Origin of the sequence: Curtobacterium sp. L6-1, from assembly GCF_018885305.1 — a bacterium.
Taxonomy (GTDB): Bacteria; Actinomycetota; Actinomycetes; order Actinomycetales; family Microbacteriaceae; genus Curtobacterium; species Curtobacterium aetherium.
Map to the genome: position 1 here is coordinate 1,383,279 of NZ_CP076544.1, position 22,322 is coordinate 1,405,600.

Below are 22,322 nucleotides of genomic sequence, written 5' to 3' on the forward strand. Positions count from 1 at the left end.
ACGGCCTACGCCGCGCCCGACGCGGCCCGCCGAGGTCGCACGACCCGCCGCAGGCCGATCGCCCAGGTCGCAGGAACTGCCGGACCGACGCCCGACCGGCGGCAGAAGATGCGACCTCGACGACGGACAGGACGGCCGGGAGGCGCGCAGCCGGCCCGCCCCGCACCTCCCGCCCGTGACCGGCTCAGGCCGGAACGAGCTCCGACGCGCCCGACGCGGCCCCCGCGCGCACCGCGCGGTTCACCGCCGACACGATCGCCTTGAGCGACGCCGTCGCGATGTCGGCGTCGATGCCGACGCCCCACAGCCGCACCCCGTCCACGTCGAGCTCGACGTAGGAGGCAGCCTGCGCGTCGCCCGAGGCGCTCATCGTGTGCTCGGAGTAGTCGTACAGCGTGACGTCGACGCCCTGCTCGCGCATCACCGTGAGGAACGCGTCGATCGGACCGGTGCCGACGGCCTCGGCGGTGACGGCGCCCTCGTCGACGCGCATGGCGACCGACAGCTTCGTGGTGCCGTCGAAGTCGCTCGAGGTGGCGGTCTTCGTGATCTCGTACCGACCCCACTTGTCGTCGTCGACGTGGGCGGGCAGGTACTCGTCGTGGAACAGGTCCCAGATCCGCTCCGAGGTGAACTCACCACCCTCGGCGTCGGTGCGCTGCTGGACGACCCCGGAGAACTCGATCTGCAGCTTGCGGGGCAGGTCGAGCGCGTGGTCGGTCTTGAGCAGGTAGGCAACGCCGCCCTTGCCGGACTGCGAGTTCACGCGGATGACGGCCTCGTACGAGCGACCGATGTCCTTCGGGTCGACCGGCAGGTACGGCACCGCCCAGACGACGTCGTCGACGCCGACGCCCTCGGCTGCCGCGCGGGCCTCGAGCGCCTCGAGGCCCTTCTTGATGGCGTCCTGGTGCGAACCGCTGAAGGCCGTGTAGACGAGGTCGCCCGCCCACGGCTGCCGCTCCGGCACGGGCAGCTGGTTGCAGTACTCGACCGTGCGCTTGACCTGGTCGATGTCCGAGAAGTCGATCTCCGGGTCGATCCCCTGCGTGAACAGGTTCATGCCGAGGGCGACCAGGTCGACGTTGCCGGTGCGCTCCCCGTTGCCGAACAGGCACCCCTCGATGCGGTCCGCACCGGCCATGTACCCGAGCTCGGCGGCGGCGACGGCGGTCCCCCGGTCGTTGTGCGGGTGCAGCGACAGGATGACGTCCTGCCGGTGGGCGAGGTTGCGGGACATCCACTCGATCGAGTCGGCGTAGACGTTGGGCGTCGCCATCTCGACCGTGGCGGGCAGGTTGATGATGACCTTGCGCTCGGGGGTCGGTTCGAAGACCTCGAGCACGGCGTTGCAGATCTGCACCGCGACCTCGAGCTCGGTGCCCGTGTACGACTCCGGCGAGTACTCGTAGTAGACCGTCGTGTCGTGCTGCAGGCGGGCCTCGGCGGCCTTGCACATGAGCGCGCCGGCGACCGCGATGTCCACGACCCCCTGCACGTCGGTGCGGAAGACGACCTCGCGCTGCACGATGCTCGTCGAGTTGTACAGGTGCACAATCGCCTGCTTCGCACCGTCGATCGCCTCGTACGTGCGGTCGATGAGGTGCTCGCGCGCCTGGGTCAGGACCTGGATGGTGACGTCGTCCGGGATCGCGCCGTCGTCGATGAGCGACCGGACGAAGTCGAAGTCCGTCTGCGAGGCGCTCGGGAACCCGACCTCGATCTCCTTGTAGCCCATCCGCACGAGCAGGTCGAACATCGCCCGCTTGCGGTCGGCGTCCATCGGGTCGATGAGCGCCTGGTTGCCGTCACGCAGGTCGACGGCGCACCAGCGGGGCGCGTGGTCGATGCGCTTGGTCGGCCAGGTGCGGTCGGGCAGGTCGACGGTGATCTGCTCGGAGAACGGGACGTACTTGTGGATCGGCATCCCGGAGGGGCGCTGCGCGTTCTGCATCGGTTCGCTTTCGTCGGTGTGGTGTGGTGCGGCCACGACGGACTCCGCGACGAGGTGGGCCGGTTGTCAGGCCTCGTCGCGGCGACGAAGGAGGAGGAGTGCCGAGGACATCGGGTTCACGCTAGCACCGCAGGCCGTCGACGGCGCACCGTGTGACGGACGGGAGGCGCGCCCCCGGCTGGGGACGAGCCTCCCGTCCGTCGGTCGGTCACGACGCGACGAGACGTGACGCGGTCAGTCGACCGCGAGCGCCTCCGTGGGCGGCACGCGCATCGCGCGGCGCACCGGCGCGACCGTCGCCACCACCGCGAGCACGAGCGCCCCGACGACCACGATGGCGATCATGAGCGGCGGCAGGACCGGCGTGACGACCGACCCGAGCGTGCCGAGCAGCGTCTGCCCGCCGAGCCAGCCGTAGAAGGTGCCGAGCACGAGCCCGGTCAGGACGGCCGCGACGACCATCTGCACGGCCTCGGTGACGATCATCCGGCGGACCTGCGCCCCGGTGAGCCCGAGGACGCGCAGGAGCCCGAGCTCCCGGCGCCGCTGCAGGACGCCGAGGGCGAGGGCGTTCACGACACCGACGGCGGCGATCACGGCGGAGAACCCGACGATGACGCTGACCACCGCGTTGAGCTGCTCGAAGAACGACCGCTGTTCCGCGACCATCGCCGGCGTGACCCCGCTCTGCGCGCTGAAGGTCGACTCGGTGACGTGCTGCATGATGCCGAGCGCGACCGCGAACGTGACGAGCAGCGTGACGCCGATGACGAGCCCGATGGTCGCACGGGCCGAGCGGGCCGGGGCGCGCATGGCGTTGCGGCCGGCGAGCAGGACGACCGGGTCGGCCGCACCGATCCGACCGATGGCCTGCAGGACCGGCGGCATCACGATCGTGGCGCCGACGGCGACACCCGCGAAGGACACGAACCCGCCGAGCGCTGCCGGCAGGACCGCCATCGGCGACAGGCTGCTGACGGCGAGACCGAGCAGGGCGAGGAGCGCACCGACCACCATGAGCAAGATCGCCCAAACGGTGCGGGCCTTCCCGGCGCGGACGTCCTCGTGGCTTGCCTCGACGCTCGACGACAGCGCCTGCAGCGGCGTGACCGTGAGCACGCGCCGTGACCCGGCGGCGAATGCGCCCCACGTCGCGAGGACGACCGCGACGACCGGCAGGACGAGCTCCCACGGCAGCAGCGTGTACGACCGGTCCGGCAGGAACCCGTTGCCGCGGAGCACGGCCACGAACACGGCTGACAGCCCGGTGCCGACGACCGCGCCGACGACACCGCCGAGCAGGCCGACGAGCAGCCCCGTGCGGGTGATCCGCGCCCGGAGCGACGCACCGGTGGCGCCGACGAGCCGCTGCAGGGCGATGACGCGGGTCTGCCCGGCGATGAGCGTCGCGCACGTGTTCGCCGTCACGATCGCGCCGACGTAGAGCGCGATGCCGAGGAACAGCCAGCCGATCACCGAGAGGACCGCCTTGACGGTCGTGGACTCGTCGAGCCCGGTGGTCGAGATCGCCTCGGCGACGACGCCCGGCGCGATGACGAGGGCGGACCCGAAGGTCGTGCCGAGCGCCGCGACGAGGATCGTCGGGGCGAACTGCCTGACGCCGTTCACGCCGCGGCCTCCATCCCGAGCATCGTGGCGGAGATGTCCGCGGCGGCCATGCGGGGCCGATCGGCGACGATGCGCCCGTCGGCCAGGAACAGGATCCGGTCGGCGTTCGCGGCGGCCGCGGGGTCGTGCGTCACCATCACGACGCTCTGGCCCCACTCGGCCACGGCACCGCGCAGGATGGCGAGCACGTCGCGGCCGGTGCGGGAGTCGAGGGCTCCGGTCGGCTCGTCGGCGACGACGACGGCGGGCCGCGAGGCCAGGGCGCGGGCGATGGCGACGCGCTGCTGCTGGCCGCCGGAGAGCTCGTGCGGGCGGTGCGCCAGACGGTTGCCGAGGCCGAGCATCTCGACGAGCCGGTCGATCCACGCCGACTCGTCGCGGTCGGGCTTGTGTCCGCCGAGCAGGAACGGCAGCCGGATGTTCTCGCTGACGTCCAGGGTCGGCACGAGGTTGAACGACTGGAAGACGAAGCCGAGCCGGCGCCGACGGAGTTCGGTGAGGTCGCGGTCCCCGAGGCCGGTGATGTCCGTGCCGTCGATCGTGATGCGACCGGACGACACCTGGTCGAGCCCGGCGGCGACGTGCATGAGCGTCGACTTGCCGGACCCAGAGGGGCCCATCACGGCGGTGAACTCGCCCGCGCCGATGTCGACGCTGACGTCGTCGAGCGCCGTCACACGACGGGCGGCGTCACCGTAGTGCTTGGACACGTGGTCGAGACGGATGATCGGTGCGTGGTTGTCCATGCCTCCACGATCGCGGCCGGGAGGCCCGTCCCGCGTCCGTCGCCCGGCTCGCGTCCGTCATCCGCTCGGCTCGGATCCGCCGCCCGTGTCCTCCTGGCGGATGATGGTTCAGTCGCCCTTGGCGACGAGCCCGTGCTCGTGTGCGAAGACGACCAGACGGACCCGGTCCCGCAGCTCGAGCTTGGTGAGGACCCGGGAGATGTGCGTCTTCACGGTCGCCTCGCTGACGTACTCGTGCGCGGCGATCTCGGCGTTGCTCAGCCCACGGGCCGCGAGGTCGAAGATCTCCCGCTCCCGGGGCGTCAGGTCCGCGAACGCCGCCGGGACCGTCGACCGCTGCTCCGCGGGGTCCTCGTACCGGCGCAGGAGCTCCCGGGTGGCCGAGGCCGCGAAGACGGTGGTGCCCGCGTGCACGGTGCGGATCGCGGCGAGCAGGAACTCGGGGTCCGCGTCCTTGAGCACGAAGCCGCTCGCCCCGGCGCGGATGGCCTTCGCGGCGGCCTCGTCGAAGTCGAACGTGGTGAGGACGAGCACCTTGGCGGCGGCTCCGCTCGCGACGATCTCCGCCGTGGCGCTGATGCCGTCCATCACCGGCATCCGGACGTCCATGAGCACGACGTCCGGTCGGCCGCGCCGGACGAGTTCGAGGCCCTCGGCGCCGTCGCCGGCCTCGCCCACGAACTGCAGGTCGGGCTGGGACCCGATGAGCATCCGGATGCCCGTCCGGAAGAGGGCCTGGTCGTCGACGAGGGCGACCCGGATGCGCGCGGGGGCGGTGCTGCTCGTGGTCTGCTCGGTGGTCATCTCGTGGACTGCTCCTGCTCGGTGGGCACGCGGTTCCGGGGCATCTGCCCGGTCGAGGGCTGGGCGGGCATCCGGACGGCCACGGCGAAGTCCGCGCCGCGGGGTCCCGCCGTCATGCTCCCGCCCGACATGGTGGCACGCTCGCGCATCCCGACGAGGCCGTGACCCGTGCCGGGACCGGGGCGGCCGTCCTCCGACCGACGGTTCACCACGTCGATCTCGACGGTGTCGGGTCGGTAGGTCAGCCGTGCCCGGACGGGCGACCCGTGCGCGCCGTGCTTGTACGCGTTCGTCAGGCTCTCCTGCACGATCCGGTACACGGCGAGCTGCGTCGTCGTGGGCAGCGCGGACGGGTCGCCCTCGCGCTCCACCTGCACGTCGAGTCCGACGTCGCGCATCTGCGCGACCAGGCGCTCGATGTCGTCGACGTCCGGCGTGGGGGCCGTGCCCTGTTCGTGCCGGAGGGCGCCGAGGAGCTCCCGCACGTCCCCGAGCGCCCGGCGTGCGGTCGTGCCGATCGTGCCGAGGGCCTCGTCGGCGATCGCGGGGTCGGCCCGCAGCGCGTACCGGGCGCCGTCCGCCTGGGCGATGACGACCGCGAGCGAGTGCGCCACGATGTCGTGCATGTCCCGGGCGATCCGCACCCGCTCCTGCTCGATGGCCACGGCCCGGTCGGCGCGGGCGGCGTCGCGCTCGGCGAGCAGCTGCGCCTCCCGGCTCATCCGGGCGGAGCGTCGGGCGCGGACGGCCAGTCCGGCGAGCCACGGCAGCATCAGGACGGCGAGCGTGAAGACGAACCACGTCGCGCCGTCGTAGACCGACTCCTGCAGTGTCTCGGGACGCCCGCCGATGCCCGGTGTCCCGTAGATCCGGACGCCCATGTACACGCCGGCGACGACCGCCCCGACCACCGCCGAGAGCAGCCCCAGGACGCGCACCCGCCGGCTGCCGTAGACGCTCGTCGTGTATACGACGCCGGCGGCCAGGGCGTCGACGATGGTCGGCTCCTGCTGCGTCACCATCTGGAACACTGCCGTGGCCCACGCCACCGCGAGCGCGAGCCCCGGGGCCAGACGGCGGAGGGCCAGGGCGACGGTCATCCCGGCGACGGTGAGCAGCGCCACCGGACCGTCGATCGCCGACCCGGACAGCACGGCGATCAGCCCGCCGAGGACGACCGCCACGCCGATGTCGACGACGACCTGGGTGCGGAGCAGCGGACGGAACACCACCCCACGGTACGGCGATCGACCGACCGCCGCGTCCGACCGCGGGATGACCCGCCTCGCTGTCGAGGATATGTTACATGTCATACTGGGCGGTATGCCTACAACACGATTCCGCCGTGACGTCCAGGGCCTCCGTGCGATCGCGGTCCTCGCGGTGGTCGTCGAACACACCGCAGGTTCGCCGGTCGGCGGCTGGCTCGGCGTCGACGTCTTCTTCGTCGTGTCGGGCTTCCTCATCACCGGTGGGCTCTTCCGTCAGCTGCGGGACGACGGGTCCGTGCGTCTGACGACGTTCTGGTGGCGCCGCCTGTGGCGACTCGCCCCGGCGTTCCTGCTCGTGACGGCGGCGACCCTCGCGCTCTCGGCGTGGCTCACGCCGGGCGCGTTCCGAGCCGACGCCACCGCAGCGGCGGCTTCGCTCGTGTCCGTCTCCAACTGGTACTTCGCTCGGATCGGGACCGACTACTTCGCTGCGCTCGGACCGACATCGGCCTTCCGACACACGTGGTCCCTGGGTGTCGAGGAGCAGTTCTACGCGGTGTGGCCCCTGGTGGTCGCACTCGTCGCCGTGGCCGTCCGGTCTCGCCGCGGCGTGCGCTCCGTGCGGGCCGTCCTCACCACACTCCTGGTCGTGGTCGTCGCGACCTCGCTGGTCTCGGCCTGGTCGAGTTCGGCGTCCGACCCGTCGGTGGCGTACTTCTCCACGACGACGCGCGCGTGGGAGATCGGGGCCGGAGCACTCGTCGCGTGCACGACGGACGGTCGTCGGGTGCCCGCCCGCGTCGCCCGGGTCCTCTGGTCGGTCGGCGTGGTCCTCGTGGTCCTCGGTCTGGTCTCGATCACCGCCGCCGTCCCCGCCCCCGCTCCCGCCGGGCTGCTTCCCGTGCTCGGGACGTGCGCCGTGCTCGTCGGCGGGACCGTGCGTGGTACCGGTCTCCCGGTGCTCGAGAACCGGGTGACGGACGGGATCGGTGCCATCAGCTACGTCCTCTACCTCTGGCACTTCCCCGTCCTCGTGTTCCTGACCGTCCTGGCGCCCTCGGCGACCTGGACGAGCATCCCGATCGCGCTGCTCCTGGCCCACGCGACGCACCGGCTCGTCGAGGAGCCCCTGCGGTACGGCCTCCGACAGCGCGTCCGCGCTCGGCCCCGCCCGCCGCAGCGGTCCCTCGCCTACGCCTCGGCTGCCGCGGCAGTCGCCCTGGCGGTGGGCGTGGTCGCCGTCCGGCCGGTGCCCGAGCCCGTCCAGCTCGGCCCGGTGACCGCGAGCGGAGCGGTCCGGGCCGTCCAGGAACACCTCGGCACCGCCCTCGCCGCCACCACCTGGAGCGGGCTGCCCCGGGACCTCCAGGCACGGGAGGACTCGCACACCCTGCCCCGGGCCTGTGGGTCGATCGTCGACCGTCCGGCCATCGAGGACTGCACGTTCGGACCCGCGACCGCGCCGCACACACTGGTCGTCGCCGGCGATTCGCTCGCCGCGACCTGGCTCGACGCCCTCGTCCCCTGGGCAGCCGAGCACCTCCCGGGCTGGCGACTCGTCGCCGTGCCGACCGACGGCTGCCCGGCGATCGACCTCCCGCTCCGCGGCCTGCGACCGCAGTGCGCGTCCGCATCTGCATCAGCGCTGCGGACGATCCAGGAACTCCGACCGGACGTCGTCCTGTTGACCAGCAAGCTCGAGGACCCCTTCGGACTCGACGGCACGCTCCGCGCCGCGACCGAGCACGAGTTCGCGGACGGTACCGAGCGCTTCGCCGAGACGCTCCGGTCCTCCACCGGACGACTCGTCCACCTGCTCCCACCACCCGGCGGCGCCGACCTCCGGACGTGCCGCTCGCCGTTCGGGACCCCGCTCGCCTGCGTCACACGGACGTCGGCGTCCTGGCGGGAGCGCGCCGCGACGATCCACGCGATGGCCGCGCGACACGGCGACGGAATCGTCGACAGCAGTCCCCTGGTCGCCCGGGACGGCCTGACCACCGCCGTCGTTGACGGGGTCCCGGTGCGGTCGGACCGTGTCCACCTCTCGCGTGGCTACGCCGGATCGGTCCGTGCCGCCCTGGGGCAACTGCTCCAGCAGGGCGTCCCGCAGCTGCGGTGACGCGGCGAAGGCCCGGTCAGAAGCCCAGGCGTCCCAGCTGCTTCGGGTCGCGCTGCCACTCCTTGGCGACCTTCACGCGGATGCTGAGGAAGACGTGCCGGCCGAGCAGGCCCTCGATCTCGACGCGCGCGCGGGTCCCGACGTCCTTGAGCCGCCCGCCCTTGTGCCCGATGACGATCGCCTTCTGGCTGTCGCGCTCGACGAACAGGTTGGCGAAGATGCGCAGCGGACCGTTCGGGTCGTCGTCGGCGTCCGGCTCGACCATGTCCTCGATGACGACGGCGAGTGAGTGCGGGAGTTCGTCACGGACGCCCTCGAGCGCGGCTTCGCGGATGAGCTCGCCGATGCGCTCCTCGTCGGTCTCCTCGGTGACCGCGAGGTCGTCGTAGAGCTGCGGGGACTCGGGCAGCAGCGAGACGACCTCGTCGAGGAGGTCCTCGAGCTGCAGCCCCTCGGTCCCGGAGGTCGGGATGATCGCGTCCCACTCCCGCAGGCGCGAGACGGCGAGCAGCTGCTCGGCAACCTTCTCCTTGCCGGCGCGGTCGATCTTCGTGACGATCGCGACCTTCTTGGCCCGCGGGTACTGGTCGAGCGTGTCGTTGATGAACCGGTCGCCCGGCCCGATCGGCTCGTTCGCGGGCACGCAGAAGCCGATCACGTCGACGTCGCCGAGGGTGGACTGGACGAGGTCGTTCAGCCGCTCGCCGAGCAGGGTCCGCGGACGGTGCACGCCCGGGGTGTCCACCACGATGACCTGCCCGTTCGACCGGTGCACGATGCCACGGATCGCCCGTCGGGTGGTCTGCGGCTTCGACGAGGTGATCGCGACCTTCTGGCCGACCAGGGCGTTCGTCAGCGTCGACTTGCCGACGTTCGGGCGGCCGACGAAGGAGACGAACCCCGCGCGGTAGGGCGTCGTGGACTCGGGGGTGGCGTCGGTCATGTCGTTCGGGTTCCCGTCGTGGAGTGGTCGGTGTCGCCGAAGGCCTGCTCGGCCGAGGCGAGGTCGGCGGTGCGCTCCGCCAGGACCGTGATGAGGTGGCGGCGCTTGCCCTCGACGCGGTCCGCGGTCAGGACGACGCCGGACACCGTCACGGTGTCGCCGGCCGACGGCAGGTGCCCGAGCTCCTTCGTGAGCAGGCCGCCGGCGGTGTCCACGTCGTCGTCGTCGAGCTCGATGCCGAACAGGTCGCCGAGCTCGTCGATGGGCAGGCGGGCGGAGACGAGCCAGCGTCCGGGGCCGACCTCGGAGCGGTCGACGACGGTGCGGTCGTACTCGTCCGAGATGTCGCCGACGAGTTCCTCGATGAGGTCCTCCATCGTCACCAGGCCCGCGACGCCGCCGTACTCGTCGACGACCAGCACGAGGTGGTTCTTCGCGAGCTGCATGTGCCGGAGCGTCTCGTCGGCCGGCTTCGACTCGGGCAGGAACTCGGCCGGGCGGAGGATCGTCCGCACCGACCGCGTCCCGACCTCGGGCCGCTCGTACAGCGCGCGGGCGAGGTCGCGCAGGTAGGCCACGCCGAGCACGTCGTCGTTGTCCCGGCCGGTGACGGGCATCCGGGAGACGCCGGTGGCGAGGAACTGCTCCATCACGGCGGAGACGGTGTCGGTGGCGTCCGCGGTCACCATGTCGGTCCGGGGCACCATGACCTCGCGCACGAGCGTGTCGCTGAACGCGAAGACCGAGTGGATGAGCTCGCGGTCGTCGGCCTCGAGCACGTTGCTCTCGGTGGCCTCGTCGACGAGGGAGAGCAGCTGCTCCTCGCTCGAGACGCTCGAGGCGCTGCGCACGCGGCCCGGGGTGACGCGGTCGCCGATCGCGACGAGCAACCCGGCGAGCGGGCCGAGCACGATCCGGACCCCGCGGACGAGGCCGCCCGTGGTGGCGATGATGCCCTCGGCGTGCGCCCGACCGACGCTGCGCGGGCTGGAGCCCACGAGCACGAAGGACACGGCGGTCATCACGGCGGCCGACACGATGAGCGCGAGCCACCACGTGTCGAACACCGTCACGAGGGCGATCGTCACGAGCACGGCGGCCGCGGTCTCGGCGAGGACGCGGAAGAAGTTCAGGGCGTTGACGTGCGCGCCGGGGTCGTCCGCGAGGGCCTCGATGGCACGTCGACGCTTGCTGCCGCGGGCCACCTCCTCGAGGTCGGCACGGGACAGCACGGACAGCGCGGAGTCGGCGGCGGCGAGCAGTCCGCCGAGGACCACGAGCACGAACGCCACCGCGAGCAGGACGGCGACGAGGAGCACTGCGGTCACCGCTCCCGGCGCTGTGCGGCGAAGCCGGCGAGGATCTCGCCCTGCAGGCCGAACATCTCGGCCTTCTCGTCCGGTTCGGCGTGGTCGAAGCCGAGCAGGTGGAGCACGCCGTGGCAGGTGAGCAGCAGCATCTCGTCGAGGGTGGAGTGCCCCGCGGTGCGGGCCTGTTCCTCGGCGACCTGGGGGCAGAGCACGATGTCGCCGAGCAGGCCGGCGGGGGTCGGCTCGTCCTCGGTGCCGGGGCGGAGTTCGTCCATCGGGAAGCTCAGGACGTCGGTCGGACCGGGCTCGTCCATCCACCGGATGTGCAGCTGCTCCATCGCGCCCTCGTCGACGAACACGATCGCCAGGTCGGCGTCGGCGTGCACGTGCATGGCGTCGAGCGCGAAGGCGGCGAGGCGCTGCACGGTGTCCTCGTCCACCGCCACGCCGGACTCGTTGTTGAGCTCGATGCTCACCGGTTGCCTCCTCGGCGGTCGTCCTGGTGCTGGGGGCGGTGTCCGGCCTGCTCGGCGAGACGTTCCTCGTCGTACTGCGTGTAGGCGTCGACGATGCGGCCGACAAGGGTGTGGCGGACGACGTCCTCGCTGCCGAGGCGGGCGAAGTGGATGTCGTCGACGTCCTCGAGGATGCGCGTCACGAGCCGCAGACCCGAGACGTTGCCGGGCAGGTCGACCTGGGTGATGTCACCGGTGACGACCATCTTCGACCCGAAGCCCAGGCGCGTCAGGAACATCTTCATCTGCTCGGGCGTGGTGTTCTGCGCCTCGTCGAGGACCACGAACGAGTCGTTCAGCGTCCGGCCGCGCATGTACGCGAGCGGTGCGACCTCGACCGTGCCGGCGGCCAGGAGCTTCGGGACCAGTTCGGGGTCCATCATCTCGTTGAGCGCGTCGTACAGCGGGCGGAGGTACGGGTCGATCTTGTCGGTCAGCGTGCCGGGCAGGAAGCCGAGGCGCTCCCCCGCCTCGACCGCGGGACGGGTCAGGATGATCCGGGTGACCTCGCGACGCTGCAGGGCCTGGACCGCCTTCGCCATCGCCAGGTAGGTCTTGCCGGTACCGGCCGGACCGATGCCGAACGTGATGGTGTGGTCGTCGATGGCGTCGACGTAGGCGCGCTGGCCGTCCGTCTTCGGTCGCACCGACTTGCCCCGACTCGAGACGATCGGCGTGCCGTACACGTTCGAGGGGCTGCGCTCCTCGTCGATGATGCGGGCCGAGGTCGGGATGTCGGACTGCCCGATGTCCTGGCCGCGGCGCACCATGCCGACGAGCTCGTCGACCAGCGCCCGTGCACGGGTGACGTCGCGCTCCGGACCCGAGAGCGAGACCTGGTTGCCGCGCACGAGGACGCGCACGCCCGGGTACTGGCGTTCGACCGTCTTCAGCAGGCGGTCCTGCGGGCCGAGCAACTGCACCATGGCGATGCCGTCGACGGTGAGCTCCGAGACGGAGACGGGCTCGGAGACGGACTCCGGCTCGGTGGTGGCTGGTTCGTCAGCTGGCAAGGGTGCCTTCCTGCAGTTCACCTGCGAGTACGTGCGCGTGCACGTGGAACACGGTCTGTCCGGCGGCTTCGCCGGTGTTGAACACGAGTCGGAACTGACCGCCGGCACGTTCGTCGGCGATCCGCCGGGCCGTCGCGACGACGTGTGCCAGCAGCTCGGGGTCCGCGCTCGCGAGCTCGCCGACGTTCGCGTACGCCTGGGTCTTCGGCACGACGAGCACGTGCACGGGTGCCTTCGGCGCGATGTCCTCGAACGCGATGACACGGTCGTCCTCGGCCACGATGGTCGCCGGGATCTCACGCGCGACGATCTTCGTGAAGACGCTGGGCTCGGTGTCGGTCATGGTCCCATCGTAGAACGCGCGACCGACCCCGCGCCTTCCCGGTCCGACCGGACGATCCGATCCACGCCGGACCGGCTCACCAGCGCCCGAGCCGCGACTGCAGCACCGCCAGCGCCGCGGGACCTGCGGTCGACGTCCGGAGCACCGTGTCGCCGAGCCGCACCCGCACCGCACCGGCGGCCTCGAGGCGGTCGAGCTCGGACGGGTCGATCCCGCCCTCGGGCCCGACGACCAGGGCGATCTCGTCCGCGTCGGTCGGCGGGTCCCACGTGGCGAGCCGGACCGTCGCGGTCGGGTCGAGCAGGACGAGCGCGCGCCGCCCGACCCCGCCGCCGTCGACGGGCGACGTTCCCGCTCCGCCGGAGAGTTGCGCGGTCGTGACCGGCCCGACGACCTCGGGAACGCGCGAGCGGACCGCCTGCTTGGCGGCCTCCTGCGCGATGGCAGCCCAGCGCGCGCGGCCCTTCTCGACCTTCGCGCCGTCCCACCGCGAGACGCTCCGGGCAGCCGCCCACGGCACCACCCGGTCGACACCGATCTCGGTGGCCGCCTGCACGGCCATCTCGTCGCGGCCGCCCTTCGCCAACGCCTGCACGAGGGTCAGCGACGGCCGGGGCGCCGGGTCGACGTCGACGGACTCGACCGTCAGGACGAGCGCGTCCTTGCCCACGGACGCCACCGCCCCGGCGACGACCGTGCCGCGACCGTCGGAGAGCCGGAGCCGCTCCCCCACGCGCACGCGGGACACCGTCACTGCGTGACGACCCTCGGCGCCGTCGAGCGACACCTGGCCGCCCGCCGTGACGCCGTCGAGCGTGTCGACGAGGTAGAGCGACGCCATCAGAAGTTGAAGAACCGGTCGCGGAGCTTGCCGAACATGCCCTGCTGGAAGCGGGACAGCTGGGGCGACCCGGCCTTGTGGGACTTCGCGAGCTGCTCGATGAGCTGGCGCTCCTTGTGGGACAGCTTGGTCGGCGTCACGACCTGGATGCCCACCTTGAGGTCGCCACGACCCGACCCGCGGAGCTTCGTGACACCGCGGTCCTTGATGACCAGGACGTCGGCGCTCTGCACGCCAGGACGGATCTCGAGCTCGACCGGCCCGTCGAGGCCGTCGATCGTGGTCGTGGCACCGAGCACGGCGTCGGTCATCGGGACCTCGAGCGTGGCGAGCAGGTCGTCGCCGTCGCGGCTGAAGACGTCGTGGTGCCGCACGCGGACCTCGAGGTACAGGTCACCCGAGGGACCGCCGGCCGGCCCGACCTCGCCCTGACCGGGCATCTGCAGGCGCAGGCCGGAGTCGACGCCCGCGGGGACGTCCACCGGGACCGTGCGACGGGCGCGGACGCGCCCCTGGCCCTGGCAGGTGGGGCAGGGATTCGGGATCACGGTGCCGTAGCCGCGGCACGTCCCGCAGGGCGCGCTCGTGACGACGTTGCCCAGGAGCGAGCGGACCTGGCGCTGGATGTGGCCGGAGCCGCCGCAGATGTCGCACGTCTGCGGGCTCGTGCCGGGCGCGCAGCAGGAACCGCCGCACGTGTCACACAGCACCGCGGTGTCGACCTCGAGGTCCTTGTGGGTCCCGAAGACGACCTCGTCGAGATCGACCTCGAGCCGCAGCAGGGCGTCCTGGCCCCGCTCGGCACGGCTGCGCGGACCGGTTCCCCGTCCGCCGCCGCCGCCACCACCGCCGAAGAAGGCGTCGAAGATGTCGCTGAACCCGCCGGCTCCGGCGCCGAAGGGACCGTCCTGCGGGCCCGCGTCGAAGCGTCGGCGCTGGTCCGGGTCGCTCAGGACGTCGTACGCGTGCGTGACGTCCTTGAACCGCTCGGCGGCGTCGGGGCTCGGGTTCACGTCCGGGTGGAGCTCGCGTGCGAGCCGCCGGTACGCCTTCTTGATGTCGGCATCGGAGGCGTCGCGCGGGACGCCGAGGACGTCGTAGTGGTCTGCCAAGTGTTCCTCAGGGGGTGCGTGGGTGGGCGGGGTGGGAGGGCGTCGGGAGGTCAGGCCTCGCCGAGCAACCGGGACAGGTAGCGGGCGACCGCGCGGACCGCGGCCATGTTCGTGCCGTAGTCCATCCTGGTCGGACCGAGGACGCCCAGGCGGGCGATCTCACCACGGGCGGCGAGGTAGCCGCCCGCGACGATGCTGGTCGCGTCGAGACCGTACTCGGCGTTCTCGACCCCGATGCTCGCCGCGACCGCGATGTCGTCGACCTGCATCTCGCCGAACAACCGGAGCAGGGTGACCTGTTCCTCGATGGCCTCGAGCACGGGGAAGAGCCCGCCCGAGAAGTCCTGCTCGCTCTTGGCCAGGTTCGCGGCGCCGGCCATGAGCAGCCGGTCCTGCCGGTTCGCGGCGACCTGTTCGACCAGGCTCGCGACGACGACCCCGGCGAGTGCCTGGACCTCCGGACGCAGCTGCCCGGGGAGGGACCGGAGCGTGGTCGGCGCGTCCTGCAGCGGCAGCCCGACCGTGGCGCCGTTCACGACGGCGCGGAGCTCGGACAGGGCGGACTCGTCGACGGCGACGTCGGTCTCGATGACGCGCTGCTCGACCCGTGCGGTGTCCGTGATGAGCACGACCATCAGGCGGGTGTCGGCCAGGCGGACGAGTTCGACGTGCTGGACGCGCGCGTGCCCCATGGTCGGGTACTGCACGAGCGCGACCTGGTTGGTCAGCTGGCTGAGGAGGCGCACGGTGCGGGTCAGGACGTCGTCGAGGTCGTTCGAGGCACCGAGGAACGTCTCGATCGCCTGCCGCTGGGCGCCGGAGAGCGGACGGGCGGCGGCCAGGTGGTCGACGAAGACGCGGTAGCCCTTGTCGGTGGGGACACGGCCCGACGAGGTGTGCGGGGCGATGATGAGCTGCTCGTCCTCGAGCTGGGCCATGTCGTTGCGGATCGTCGCGGCGCTCACCCCGAAGGCGTGGCGCTCCACGATGGTCTTCGACCCGACCGGCTCACGCGAGGCGACGTAGTCCCGCACGATGGCCTTGAGGACCTCGAGGCTCCGTTCGCTGACCATCGGTTCCCCTTCCGCTCGTGTCGCCGTCCGACTGCTGGCACTCTCACTCGTCGAGTGCTGATCCTACGCCCGACGACCGACGCCCCGGGACTTCTGCACAGGCGCCTCGGTACGCTGCGGGCATGAGCTACGGACAGGAGCCCGGCGGCCCGGGCGACCCCCGCGACGGCCAGCACGGCGGGAAGCAGCCCGACGGAGACCGGTACCCCGGGCAGCCGTACGGCGGACAGCGCTACGGCCAGCAGCAGGACGGCGCGTACGGCAGCGGCTGGCAGCAGCAGCCCGGGCACCCGGAGGGCTACCGGCCCCCGCAGCCGATGACCCCGGAGGACCAGCGACTCTGGGCGACGCTGACCCATGTCGGCGGGATCTTCTCGAACGTCCTCGTCCCCGTCATCGGGTACCTGTTGCTGCGTGACCGTGGCCGCTTCGTCCGCGAGCACACCCGCGTCGCGCTGAACTTCCACATCACGATGGCCATCGCCTACTTCGTGGGGGCCCTGACGTCGGTGCTCGGCATCGGGTTCCTGGTCATCGCGGCCGTCGGCATCGTGTCGATCGTCTTCGGCATCCTCGCCGCGCTGGCCGCCAACCAGGGCCAGTTCTACCGCTACCCGCTCTCGATCGAGTTCGTGAAGCCCTAGCGCCCCCGGCGCACCGACGGGCCAGCGCCTGGGCGCCCCGGCGCACCGACGGGCCAGCGCCTGGGCGCCCCGGCGCACCGACGGGCCTGCGCGCTGGTGCGCCGGGGCGGTGACGACTCTGCGCCCGGTCCCGCGTCAGTCCTCGTCGAGCAGGTCGCGCACGACCGCGTCCGCGAGCAGGCGGCCCGGGAGCGTCAGCTCGAGGGACCCGCCGAGCGCCGCCCGGCCGTCCACGAGACCGCGCGCGATGAGGCCGGCGACCCGGCCACGGGCCTCCCGGCGGAGCTCGTCGGTGCGGAGCTCGCCGCGCACCCGCGCGGCGAGGAGCACGCGCTCGACGTAGCGCGTCTCGGCGTCGAGGGTCTCACGCCCCGCGGCCGGCGACTCGTCCTGCAGCACCTTGTTCGCGTACGCGGCGGGGTGCTTCACGTTCCACCACCGCGTCCCCGCCACGGCGGAGTGCGCTCCGGGGCCGATGCCCCACCAGTCGTGGCCCCTCCAGTACGACAGGTTGTGCTGGCTGGCGTGCTCCGGACCGCGCGCCCAGTTGGAGACCTCGTACCAGTCGTAGCCGGCGTCGCCGAGCACCCGGTCCGCCAGCTCGTACATGTCCGCGGCCAGGTCGTCGTCCGGTGCCGGGAGCTCACCGCGCGACACGGCGCGGCCCATCGCGGTGCCGTCCTCGACGATGAGCGAGTACGCCGACACGTGGTCCGGGGCGCACGCGATCGCGGCGTCGAGCGAGGTGCGCCAGTCGTCGAGGGACTCCCCCGGCGTCGAGTAGATGAGGTCGAGGCTGACGTCGAGCCCCTGCTGCTTCGCGAGGTCGACGACGACGGGCACCCGCTCGGGGTCGTGCGTCCGGTCGAGGGTCGCGAGCACGTGCGGGACCGCCGACTGCATGCCGTAGCTCATCCGGGTGAAGCCCGCGCGCTGCAGCGTCGCGATCGACTCGGCGTCGACGGAGTCGGGGTTCGCCTCGGTCGTGACCTCGGCTCCGGGCAGGATCCCCCAAGTGTCGTCGATCGCCCGCAGGATCATCGCCAGGTCCGACGCCGGCAGCATCGTCGGGGTGCCGCCGCCGAAGAACACCGTCGACACCGGACGCCGCGGGACGCCGGAGCGCTCGAGCACCCGGTCCGCGAAGGCGATCTCGCGCAGGGCGTGGCCGGCGTAGTCGTCACGCCGGACCCCGCGCAGCTCCGACGCCGTGTACGTGTTGAAGTCGCAGTACCCGCAGCGCACCCGGCAGAACGGGACGTGCACGTAGACACCGAACGGGACGTCGCCCGCTCCGGGACCCGGATCGACGAGCCCGTCCGCGGGAGCGGGATCGGCGATCGGCAGAGCACTCGGCATGGAGTCCATTGTCCGTCATCATGGACGGCATGGAGCACCACCAGGTCAGCACCACGGTCCTCTGGGACATCGACGGGACCCTCGTGCGCAACGCCGCGTCACCGGGCAACCTCTACCACCTGGCCCTCGAGCGGGCGATGGGCCGCGACCTGCCCCTGCTCGTCGGCCACCAGCACGGCCGTACCGACGCCGGCATCATCGTCGAGCACGTGCGCGCCCACCGGCTCGACGACGGCCTCGTCCCGACGGTCAGTGGTCACCTCCGCGACCTGTCCGACGAGCGGTACCGCTCCGGGGACCGCCGGACGCCGGCGCCCGGCGCGATCGAGCTCGTGCGGCACTTCGCGTCGCTCGGTTGGCGGAACGGCCTGCTCACCGGCAACTCCGCGCACCGCGCCCGCATCAAGCTGTCCGGCGCGGGCTTCGACGTCGACGCCTTCGACTGGGAGCACTCGTACTTCGGCGACGAGGAGGTGGAACGGTCCGGCGTCACCGCCCGCGCCGCCGCCGCGCTCTCCGGCAGCCGCGCCGTCATCGTCGGCGACACACCCCGTGACGGCGAGGCCGCGGACGCCGTGGGGATCCCGTTCCTCGCGGTGGCGACGGGGGTCTACGACGTGGACGCCTTGCGCGCCACGAGTGCGGTCGCGGTCGCGCGGGACTGCGTCGAGGACGCCCGGCTCATCGAGGACGCGATCGCTGCGCTCGAGCCGCTCGGCTGAGACGCGGGACGACCGGGTCACGCGGGGCGTGCCTCCAGGCCGGGAGGCACGCCCCGGTCGCGCGGTCACCGTCACCCGACCGGTCGGTGCGGCCGCGTCAGTCGCCGCGGAGCGCGGCCAGGTACTTCTCGGCCATCACACGCTGCTGGCGACGCAGCAGCGGCGCGACGAACCGCCACTTCCGGCTCGCCGGCTGCGAGAACTGGCGGACCTGCAACCAGACCGACCCGTCCGGCGTGCGCTCGACGACGAAGGACTCCTCGCCCGACAGCGGGTGTCCCTCGAGCGTGCCGTACGCGAAGCCCTTGCGGTCGCGCTCGTCGATGATCGCGACGACGCGCACCGGCGCCTGCACGGTCTGCCCGAACGCGTGCATCGTCAGCGTCGCCGTCGTGCCCGCGGTCAGCAACGGCGTGCCGTCCGGCGTGGTCCGTTCGACCCGCGGGGTGCCGATCGACGCGGGGACGACCGGGACGCCGTTCTCGTCGAAGGTGACCGGGTTGTACCGGACCTCGTCGTCCTCCGGGGTGTCCTCGACGTGCACGCCCATGCCGCTGCGCTCCTGGATCTGCCAGGTCAGGGCCTGCATGACCGCGGTCTCGAAGCGCTGGTCGCCGTGGCCGATCCGGGCGCGGGACTCCGCCGGCGTGAAGCCCTCCGGCGGGTAGGTCATGAGGTCCGACGCCTGGGTCGCACCGACGGCGCCGTAGGTCAGGGCGGTCCGGTGCTGCCCGCGGCTCACTTCTTCTTCTCTTCGACGTCGCCGGAGAGCGCTGCGATGAAGGCTTCCTGCGGGACCTCGACCCGACCGATGGTCTTCATGCGCTTCTTGCCTTCCTTCTGCTTCTCGAGCAGCTTGCGCTTGCGGGTGATGTCACCGCCGTAGCACTTCGCCAGGACGTCCTTGCGCATCGCGCGGATGCTCTCGCGGGCGATGATGCGGGCGCCGATCGCGGCCTGGATCGGCACCTCGAACTGCTGGCGCGGGATGAGCTTGCGCAGGCGCTCGGTCATGAGCGTGCCGTACGCGTACGCCTTCTCGCGGTGCACGATCGCGCTGAACGCGTCCACCTGGTCACCCTGCAGCAGGATGTCGACCTTCACGAGGTCGGCGGCCTGGTCACCGGTGGGCTCGTAGTCGAGGCTCGCGTAGCCCTGCGTCTTGCTCTTCAGCTGGTCGAAGAAGTCGAACACGATCTCGCCGAGGGGGATCTCGTAGCGGATCTCGACCCGGTCCTCGCCCAGGTATTCCATGCCGAGCAGGGAGCCACGGCGCTGCTGGCACAGGTCCATGATCGCGCCGACGTAGTCCTTCGGCGCGAGGATGGCGGCGCGGACCATCGGCTCGCGGACCTCGACGATGCGGCCGGTCGGGAACTCCGAGGGGTTGGTGACCTCGGTGACGGTGTTGTCCTCGGTCGTGACCTCGTAGACCACGCTCGGCGCGGTCGTGATGAGGTCGAGGTCGAACTCGCGGCGCAGCCGCTCGGTGATGATCTCGAGGTGCAGCAGCCCGAGGAAGCCGCAGCGGAAGCCGAAGCCGAGCGCGACGGAGGTCTCGGGCTCGTAGACCAGTGCGGCGTCGGACAGCTTGAGCTTGTCGAGCGCCTCACGCAGCACCGGGTAGTCGCTGCCGTCGATCGGGTACAGGCCCGAGAAGACCATCGGCTTCGGGTCGGTGTAGCCGGACAGAGCCTCGGTCGCCGGACGCTGCGCGCTCGTGACCGTGTCGCCGACCTTCGACTGCCGCACGTCCTTCACGCCGGTGATGAGGTATCCGACCTCGCCCACGGACAGCCCCTTCGTCGGGGTCGGCTCGGGGCTCGACACCCCGATCTCGAGGATCTCGTGCGTCGACTTGGTCGACATCATCTGGACCTTCTCGCGCGGCTTGATTGACCCGTCGATCATGCGCACGTAGGTCACGACACCGCGGTAGCTGTCGTACACCGAGTCGAAGATCATCGCGCGGGGCGCGGCGTCGACGGTCCCGACGGGTGCCGGCACGGTCCGGACGACGCGGTCGAGCAGCTCGGCCACGCCCTCGCCCGTCTTGCCGGAGACGCGCAGGACGTCCTCGGGCTTGCCGCCGATGAGCTGCGCGAGCTCGGCGGCGTACTTCTCGGGCTCGGCGGCCGGCAGGTCGATCTTGTTGAGCACCGGGATGATCTCGAGGTCGTTCTCGAGCGCCAGGTACAGGTTGGCGAGCGTCTGGGCCTCGATGCCCTGCGCCGCGTCCACCAGCAGGATCGCACCCTCGCACGCCGCGAGGGACCGCGAGACCTCGTACGAGAAGTCGACGTGCCCCGGCGTGTCGATCATGTTCAGCGCGAAGGTCTCGCCGTCGAGCTCCCACGGCATGCGGACGGCCTGCGACTTGATCGTGATGCCGCGCTCGCGCTCGATGTCCATGCGGTCGAGGTACTGCGCACGCATCGCCCGGTCCTCGACGATGCCGGTGATCGACAGCATGCGGTCGGCCAGCGTGGACTTGCCGTGGTCGATGTGCGCGATGATGCAGAAGTTGCGGATCGCGGCGGCCGGCGTCGAGGCGGGCTCGAGCGGCGCAGATGCTTGTGGGCTCACGGTTCCTCGGGGTGGGTCGGACGGTCCGACGATTGTCCCATGCTCAGGCGTCGGTGGCGTGCGTCCCGAGCGTCGGGACGGGCAGCGCGCCGAGTCCGCGACGCAGGTCCTCGGCCGACGCGGCCAGGCACACCCGGATCCAGCCCTCGCCGGTCCGTCCGAACGCGCTGCCCGGTGCGACCGCCACCCGCTCCTGCTGCAGGAACGCGAGCGCCCACTCGGCGACGTCGCCCCGGGTGGCGTGCGAGACGTCGATCCACAGGTAGAAGGCGCCCTGCGGGTCGTTGTACCGGATGCCCGCGGCGTCGAGGACCCCGGTCGCGACCTCGAGGTTCTCGCGGTAGTGCTCGCGGGCGTCCTGCACGGGCGAGTGGTCCCCGACGATGGCCGCCAGGGCCGCCCACTGGTCGGGCTCCGCGACGCAGCTGATGATCGACTCCTGCACGGTGCGCATCGTCGGGCCCATGCCCTTCGGCGTCACGAGGTACCCCACCCGCACCCCGGTCATCGCGTAGGTCTTGCTCAGCGAGAAGGCGGAGAACACCCGGTCGTCGTCGTCGAGGGACGCCAGGCTGACGTGCCGCGTGCCGTAGGTGAAGTACTCGTAGACCTCGTCGCTGATCACCCAGAGGTCGTGCCGCTTCGCCAGCGCCAGCAGATCCCGCAGCGTCTGCTCGCCGAACACCGTGCCGAGCGGGTTGGACGGGGAGTTGACGACGATGGCGCGCGTGCGGTCGGTGATCCGCGCCTCCAGGGCCGCCAGGTCGGGCGCGAACCCGTGCGACGGCGACAGCTGGTACGGCACCGGGTCCGCGCCGATGATGTGGGCGTTCATCGTGAAGGTCGTGTAGCCGGGGTCCGGCACGAGCACCTCGTCGCCCGGCGAGAGCACGAGCGTCATCGCGGTGAACAGCGCCTGCGTCGCACCGACCGTGACCCACACCTGCTCGAGGTCGACGTCCATCCGGTTCTCGCGGTGCAGCTTGTCCTGGATCGCCTGCCGGAGCTGCGGGATGCCGCCGTTCGGACCGTAGTCGGTGCGGTCCTCCGCCCACGCACGACGAGCGGCGTCGCCGATGTGCTTCGCGACGGGGACGTCCGGCTCACCGATGACGAGCATCGTCACGTCGTCGAGGAGGGCCGCCTGCTCGAACACCCGGCGGATGCCCGAGGGCGGGACGGTGTCGATGCGGGGCGCGAGGGACGGCATGCCGCCACCGTATCCGCTCCGGTTCCCGCGCCGACCTCCGCGCCACGCGCACCGTGTCGGGCTTTGGTCGGGACGGGTCGGCCTGGTAACGTTTGTCGCTGGCTTACGCGTTCCGTCGCCCACGGGTGGAACGCGATGCGACGAAGGGCCCCTCTACCCGGGATCGCAACCACCCGTCCGAGACG

20 protein-coding genes are annotated in these 22,322 nt (G+C 71.8%); 3 read left to right on the plus strand and 17 right to left on the minus strand.

Annotated elements, in window-relative coordinates; genetic code table 11:
- Window positions 1-184: 184 nt before the first annotated feature.
- The 5 genes from leuA to KM842_RS06415 all read right to left on the minus strand — a co-directional run bounded on the left by leuA (window position 185) and on the right by KM842_RS06415 (window position 6,362).
- Window positions 185-1,954, minus strand: coding sequence for a 2-isopropylmalate synthase (leuA, locus tag KM842_RS06395; protein WP_216261629.1), 1,770 nt, complete (start codon window positions 1,952-1,954; stop codon window positions 185-187).
- A 234-nt stretch (window positions 1,955-2,188) separates the two neighbouring features.
- On the minus strand, window positions 2,189-3,583 hold the full coding sequence (locus KM842_RS06400; protein WP_216261630.1) for an ABC transporter permease: 1,395 nt from the start codon (window positions 3,581-3,583) through the stop codon (window positions 2,189-2,191).
- Complete coding sequence (locus KM842_RS06405) at window positions 3,580-4,329, minus strand: ABC transporter ATP-binding protein (protein ID WP_216261631.1); 750 nt, start codon at window positions 4,327-4,329, stop codon at window positions 3,580-3,582. The genes KM842_RS06400 and KM842_RS06405 overlap by 4 nt, the downstream gene beginning before the upstream one ends.
- A gap of 108 nt (window positions 4,330-4,437) precedes the next feature.
- Window positions 4,438-5,133, minus strand: coding sequence for a response regulator (locus KM842_RS06410; protein WP_216261632.1), 696 nt, complete (start codon window positions 5,131-5,133; stop codon window positions 4,438-4,440).
- Window positions 5,130-6,362: a sensor histidine kinase gene (locus KM842_RS06415; RefSeq protein WP_216261633.1), complete on the minus strand. Its 1,233-nt coding sequence runs from the start codon at window positions 6,360-6,362 to the stop codon at window positions 5,130-5,132. The genes KM842_RS06410 and KM842_RS06415 overlap by 4 nt, the downstream gene beginning before the upstream one ends.
- A gap of 94 nt (window positions 6,363-6,456) precedes the next feature.
- Between KM842_RS06415 and KM842_RS06420 the strand changes: the two genes are divergently transcribed.
- Window positions 6,457-8,466 carry an acyltransferase family protein gene (locus tag KM842_RS06420; RefSeq protein ID WP_216261634.1) on the plus strand — a complete coding sequence of 670 codons (2,010 nt, stop codon included), beginning with the start codon at window positions 6,457-6,459 and terminating at the stop codon, window positions 8,464-8,466.
- Window positions 8,467-8,482: 16 nt separating this feature from the next.
- On the opposite strand, the gene era is transcribed toward KM842_RS06420, so the two are convergent.
- The 8 genes from era to hrcA all read right to left on the minus strand — a co-directional run bounded on the left by era (window position 8,483) and on the right by hrcA (window position 15,616).
- On the minus strand, window positions 8,483-9,409 hold the full coding sequence (gene era, locus KM842_RS06425) for a GTPase Era (protein WP_216261635.1): 927 nt from the start codon (window positions 9,407-9,409) through the stop codon (window positions 8,483-8,485).
- Window positions 9,406-10,728: a hemolysin family protein gene (locus KM842_RS06430; RefSeq protein WP_216262156.1), complete on the minus strand. Its 1,323-nt coding sequence runs from the start codon at window positions 10,726-10,728 to the stop codon at window positions 9,406-9,408. Before KM842_RS06430 ends, era begins: the two co-directional genes overlap by 4 nt.
- Before the next feature lie 5 nt (window positions 10,729-10,733).
- On the minus strand, window positions 10,734-11,195 hold the full coding sequence (ybeY, locus tag KM842_RS06435) for an rRNA maturation RNase YbeY (RefSeq protein WP_216261636.1): 462 nt from the start codon (window positions 11,193-11,195) through the stop codon (window positions 10,734-10,736).
- A complete protein-coding gene (locus KM842_RS06440; protein WP_216261637.1) occupies window positions 11,192-12,247 on the minus strand; it encodes a PhoH family protein in 1,056 nt (351 codons plus the stop codon). Before KM842_RS06440 ends, ybeY begins: the two co-directional genes overlap by 4 nt.
- Complete coding sequence (locus KM842_RS06445; RefSeq protein ID WP_216261638.1) at window positions 12,237-12,590, minus strand: histidine triad nucleotide-binding protein; 354 nt, start codon at window positions 12,588-12,590, stop codon at window positions 12,237-12,239. Before KM842_RS06445 ends, KM842_RS06440 begins: the two co-directional genes overlap by 11 nt.
- A 76-nt stretch (window positions 12,591-12,666) precedes the next feature.
- Window positions 12,667-13,431 (minus strand): 16S rRNA (uracil(1498)-N(3))-methyltransferase, encoded by a 765-nt coding sequence (locus KM842_RS06450; protein ID WP_216261639.1) that lies wholly within the window; start codon window positions 13,429-13,431, stop codon window positions 12,667-12,669.
- Window positions 13,431-14,543: a molecular chaperone DnaJ gene (dnaJ, locus tag KM842_RS06455; protein WP_216261640.1), complete on the minus strand. Its 1,113-nt coding sequence runs from the start codon at window positions 14,541-14,543 to the stop codon at window positions 13,431-13,433. The genes KM842_RS06450 and dnaJ overlap by 1 nt, the downstream gene beginning before the upstream one ends.
- 50 nt (window positions 14,544-14,593) lie before the next feature.
- Entirely contained in the window at window positions 14,594-15,616 is a 1,023-nt protein-coding gene (gene hrcA / locus KM842_RS06460) for a heat-inducible transcriptional repressor HrcA (RefSeq protein WP_216261641.1), read from the minus strand.
- A 122-nt stretch (window positions 15,617-15,738) separates the two neighbouring features.
- Here hrcA and KM842_RS16020 point away from each other — a divergent pair, with 122 nt between their 5' ends.
- Window positions 15,739-16,260: a DUF4870 domain-containing protein gene (locus KM842_RS16020; RefSeq protein WP_367397714.1), complete on the plus strand. Its 522-nt coding sequence runs from the start codon at window positions 15,739-15,741 to the stop codon at window positions 16,258-16,260.
- 135 nt (window positions 16,261-16,395) lie between these two features.
- Here KM842_RS16020 and hemW read toward each other — a convergent pair whose 3' ends face one another.
- Complete coding sequence (gene hemW / locus KM842_RS06470; protein WP_216261642.1) at window positions 16,396-17,619, minus strand: radical SAM family heme chaperone HemW; 1,224 nt, start codon at window positions 17,617-17,619, stop codon at window positions 16,396-16,398.
- A gap of 29 nt (window positions 17,620-17,648) precedes the next feature.
- Here hemW and KM842_RS06475 point away from each other — a divergent pair, with 29 nt between their 5' ends.
- Window positions 17,649-18,341 carry an HAD family hydrolase gene (locus KM842_RS06475; RefSeq protein WP_216261643.1) on the plus strand — a complete coding sequence of 231 codons (693 nt, stop codon included), beginning with the start codon at window positions 17,649-17,651 and terminating at the stop codon, window positions 18,339-18,341.
- A gap of 97 nt (window positions 18,342-18,438) precedes the next feature.
- Here KM842_RS06475 and KM842_RS06480 read toward each other — a convergent pair whose 3' ends face one another.
- Genes KM842_RS06480 through KM842_RS06490 form a run of 3 tightly spaced genes read right to left on the minus strand, consistent with a single transcriptional unit; the run spans window position 18,439 to window position 22,137 of the window.
- A complete protein-coding gene (locus tag KM842_RS06480; RefSeq protein WP_253206278.1) occupies window positions 18,439-19,083 on the minus strand; it encodes a DUF1990 domain-containing protein in 645 nt (214 codons plus the stop codon).
- Window positions 19,080-20,927: a translation elongation factor 4 gene (lepA, locus tag KM842_RS06485; protein WP_216261644.1), complete on the minus strand. Its 1,848-nt coding sequence runs from the start codon at window positions 20,925-20,927 to the stop codon at window positions 19,080-19,082. Before lepA ends, KM842_RS06480 begins: the two co-directional genes overlap by 4 nt.
- Window positions 20,928-20,970: 43 nt before the next feature.
- Complete coding sequence (locus KM842_RS06490) at window positions 20,971-22,137, minus strand: pyridoxal phosphate-dependent aminotransferase (protein ID WP_216261645.1); 1,167 nt, start codon at window positions 22,135-22,137, stop codon at window positions 20,971-20,973.
- Window positions 22,138-22,322 lie beyond the last annotated feature (185 nt).

Coding starts and splice junctions, on each gene's coding strand:
- hemW (WP_216261642.1), bottom strand. CDS start 17,619: ATGCCGAGTGCTCTGCCGATCGCCGATCCCGCTCCCGCGGACGGGCTC.
- KM842_RS06405 (WP_216261631.1), bottom strand. CDS start 4,329: ATGGACAACCACGCACCGATCATCCGTCTCGACCACGTGTCCAAGCAC.
- hrcA (WP_216261641.1), bottom strand. CDS start 15,616: ATGGTCAGCGAACGGAGCCTCGAGGTCCTCAAGGCCATCGTGCGGGAC.
- KM842_RS06420 (WP_216261634.1), top strand. CDS start 6,457: ATGCCTACAACACGATTCCGCCGTGACGTCCAGGGCCTCCGTGCGATC.
- KM842_RS06475 (WP_216261643.1), top strand. CDS start 17,649: ATGGAGCACCACCAGGTCAGCACCACGGTCCTCTGGGACATCGACGGG.
- era (WP_216261635.1), bottom strand. CDS start 9,409: ATGACCGACGCCACCCCCGAGTCCACGACGCCCTACCGCGCGGGGTTC.
- KM842_RS06490 (WP_216261645.1), bottom strand. CDS start 22,137: ATGCCGTCCCTCGCGCCCCGCATCGACACCGTCCCGCCCTCGGGCATC.
- KM842_RS06445 (WP_216261638.1), bottom strand. CDS start 12,590: ATGACCGACACCGAGCCCAGCGTCTTCACGAAGATCGTCGCGCGTGAG.
- KM842_RS06450 (WP_216261639.1), bottom strand. CDS start 13,431: ATGGCGTCGCTCTACCTCGTCGACACGCTCGACGGCGTCACGGCGGGC.
- leuA (WP_216261629.1), bottom strand. CDS start 1,954: ATGCAGAACGCGCAGCGCCCCTCCGGGATGCCGATCCACAAGTACGTC.
- KM842_RS16020 (WP_367397714.1), top strand. CDS start 15,739: ATGAGCTACGGACAGGAGCCCGGCGGCCCGGGCGACCCCCGCGACGGC.
- KM842_RS06410 (WP_216261632.1), bottom strand. CDS start 5,133: ATGACCACCGAGCAGACCACGAGCAGCACCGCCCCCGCGCGCATCCGG.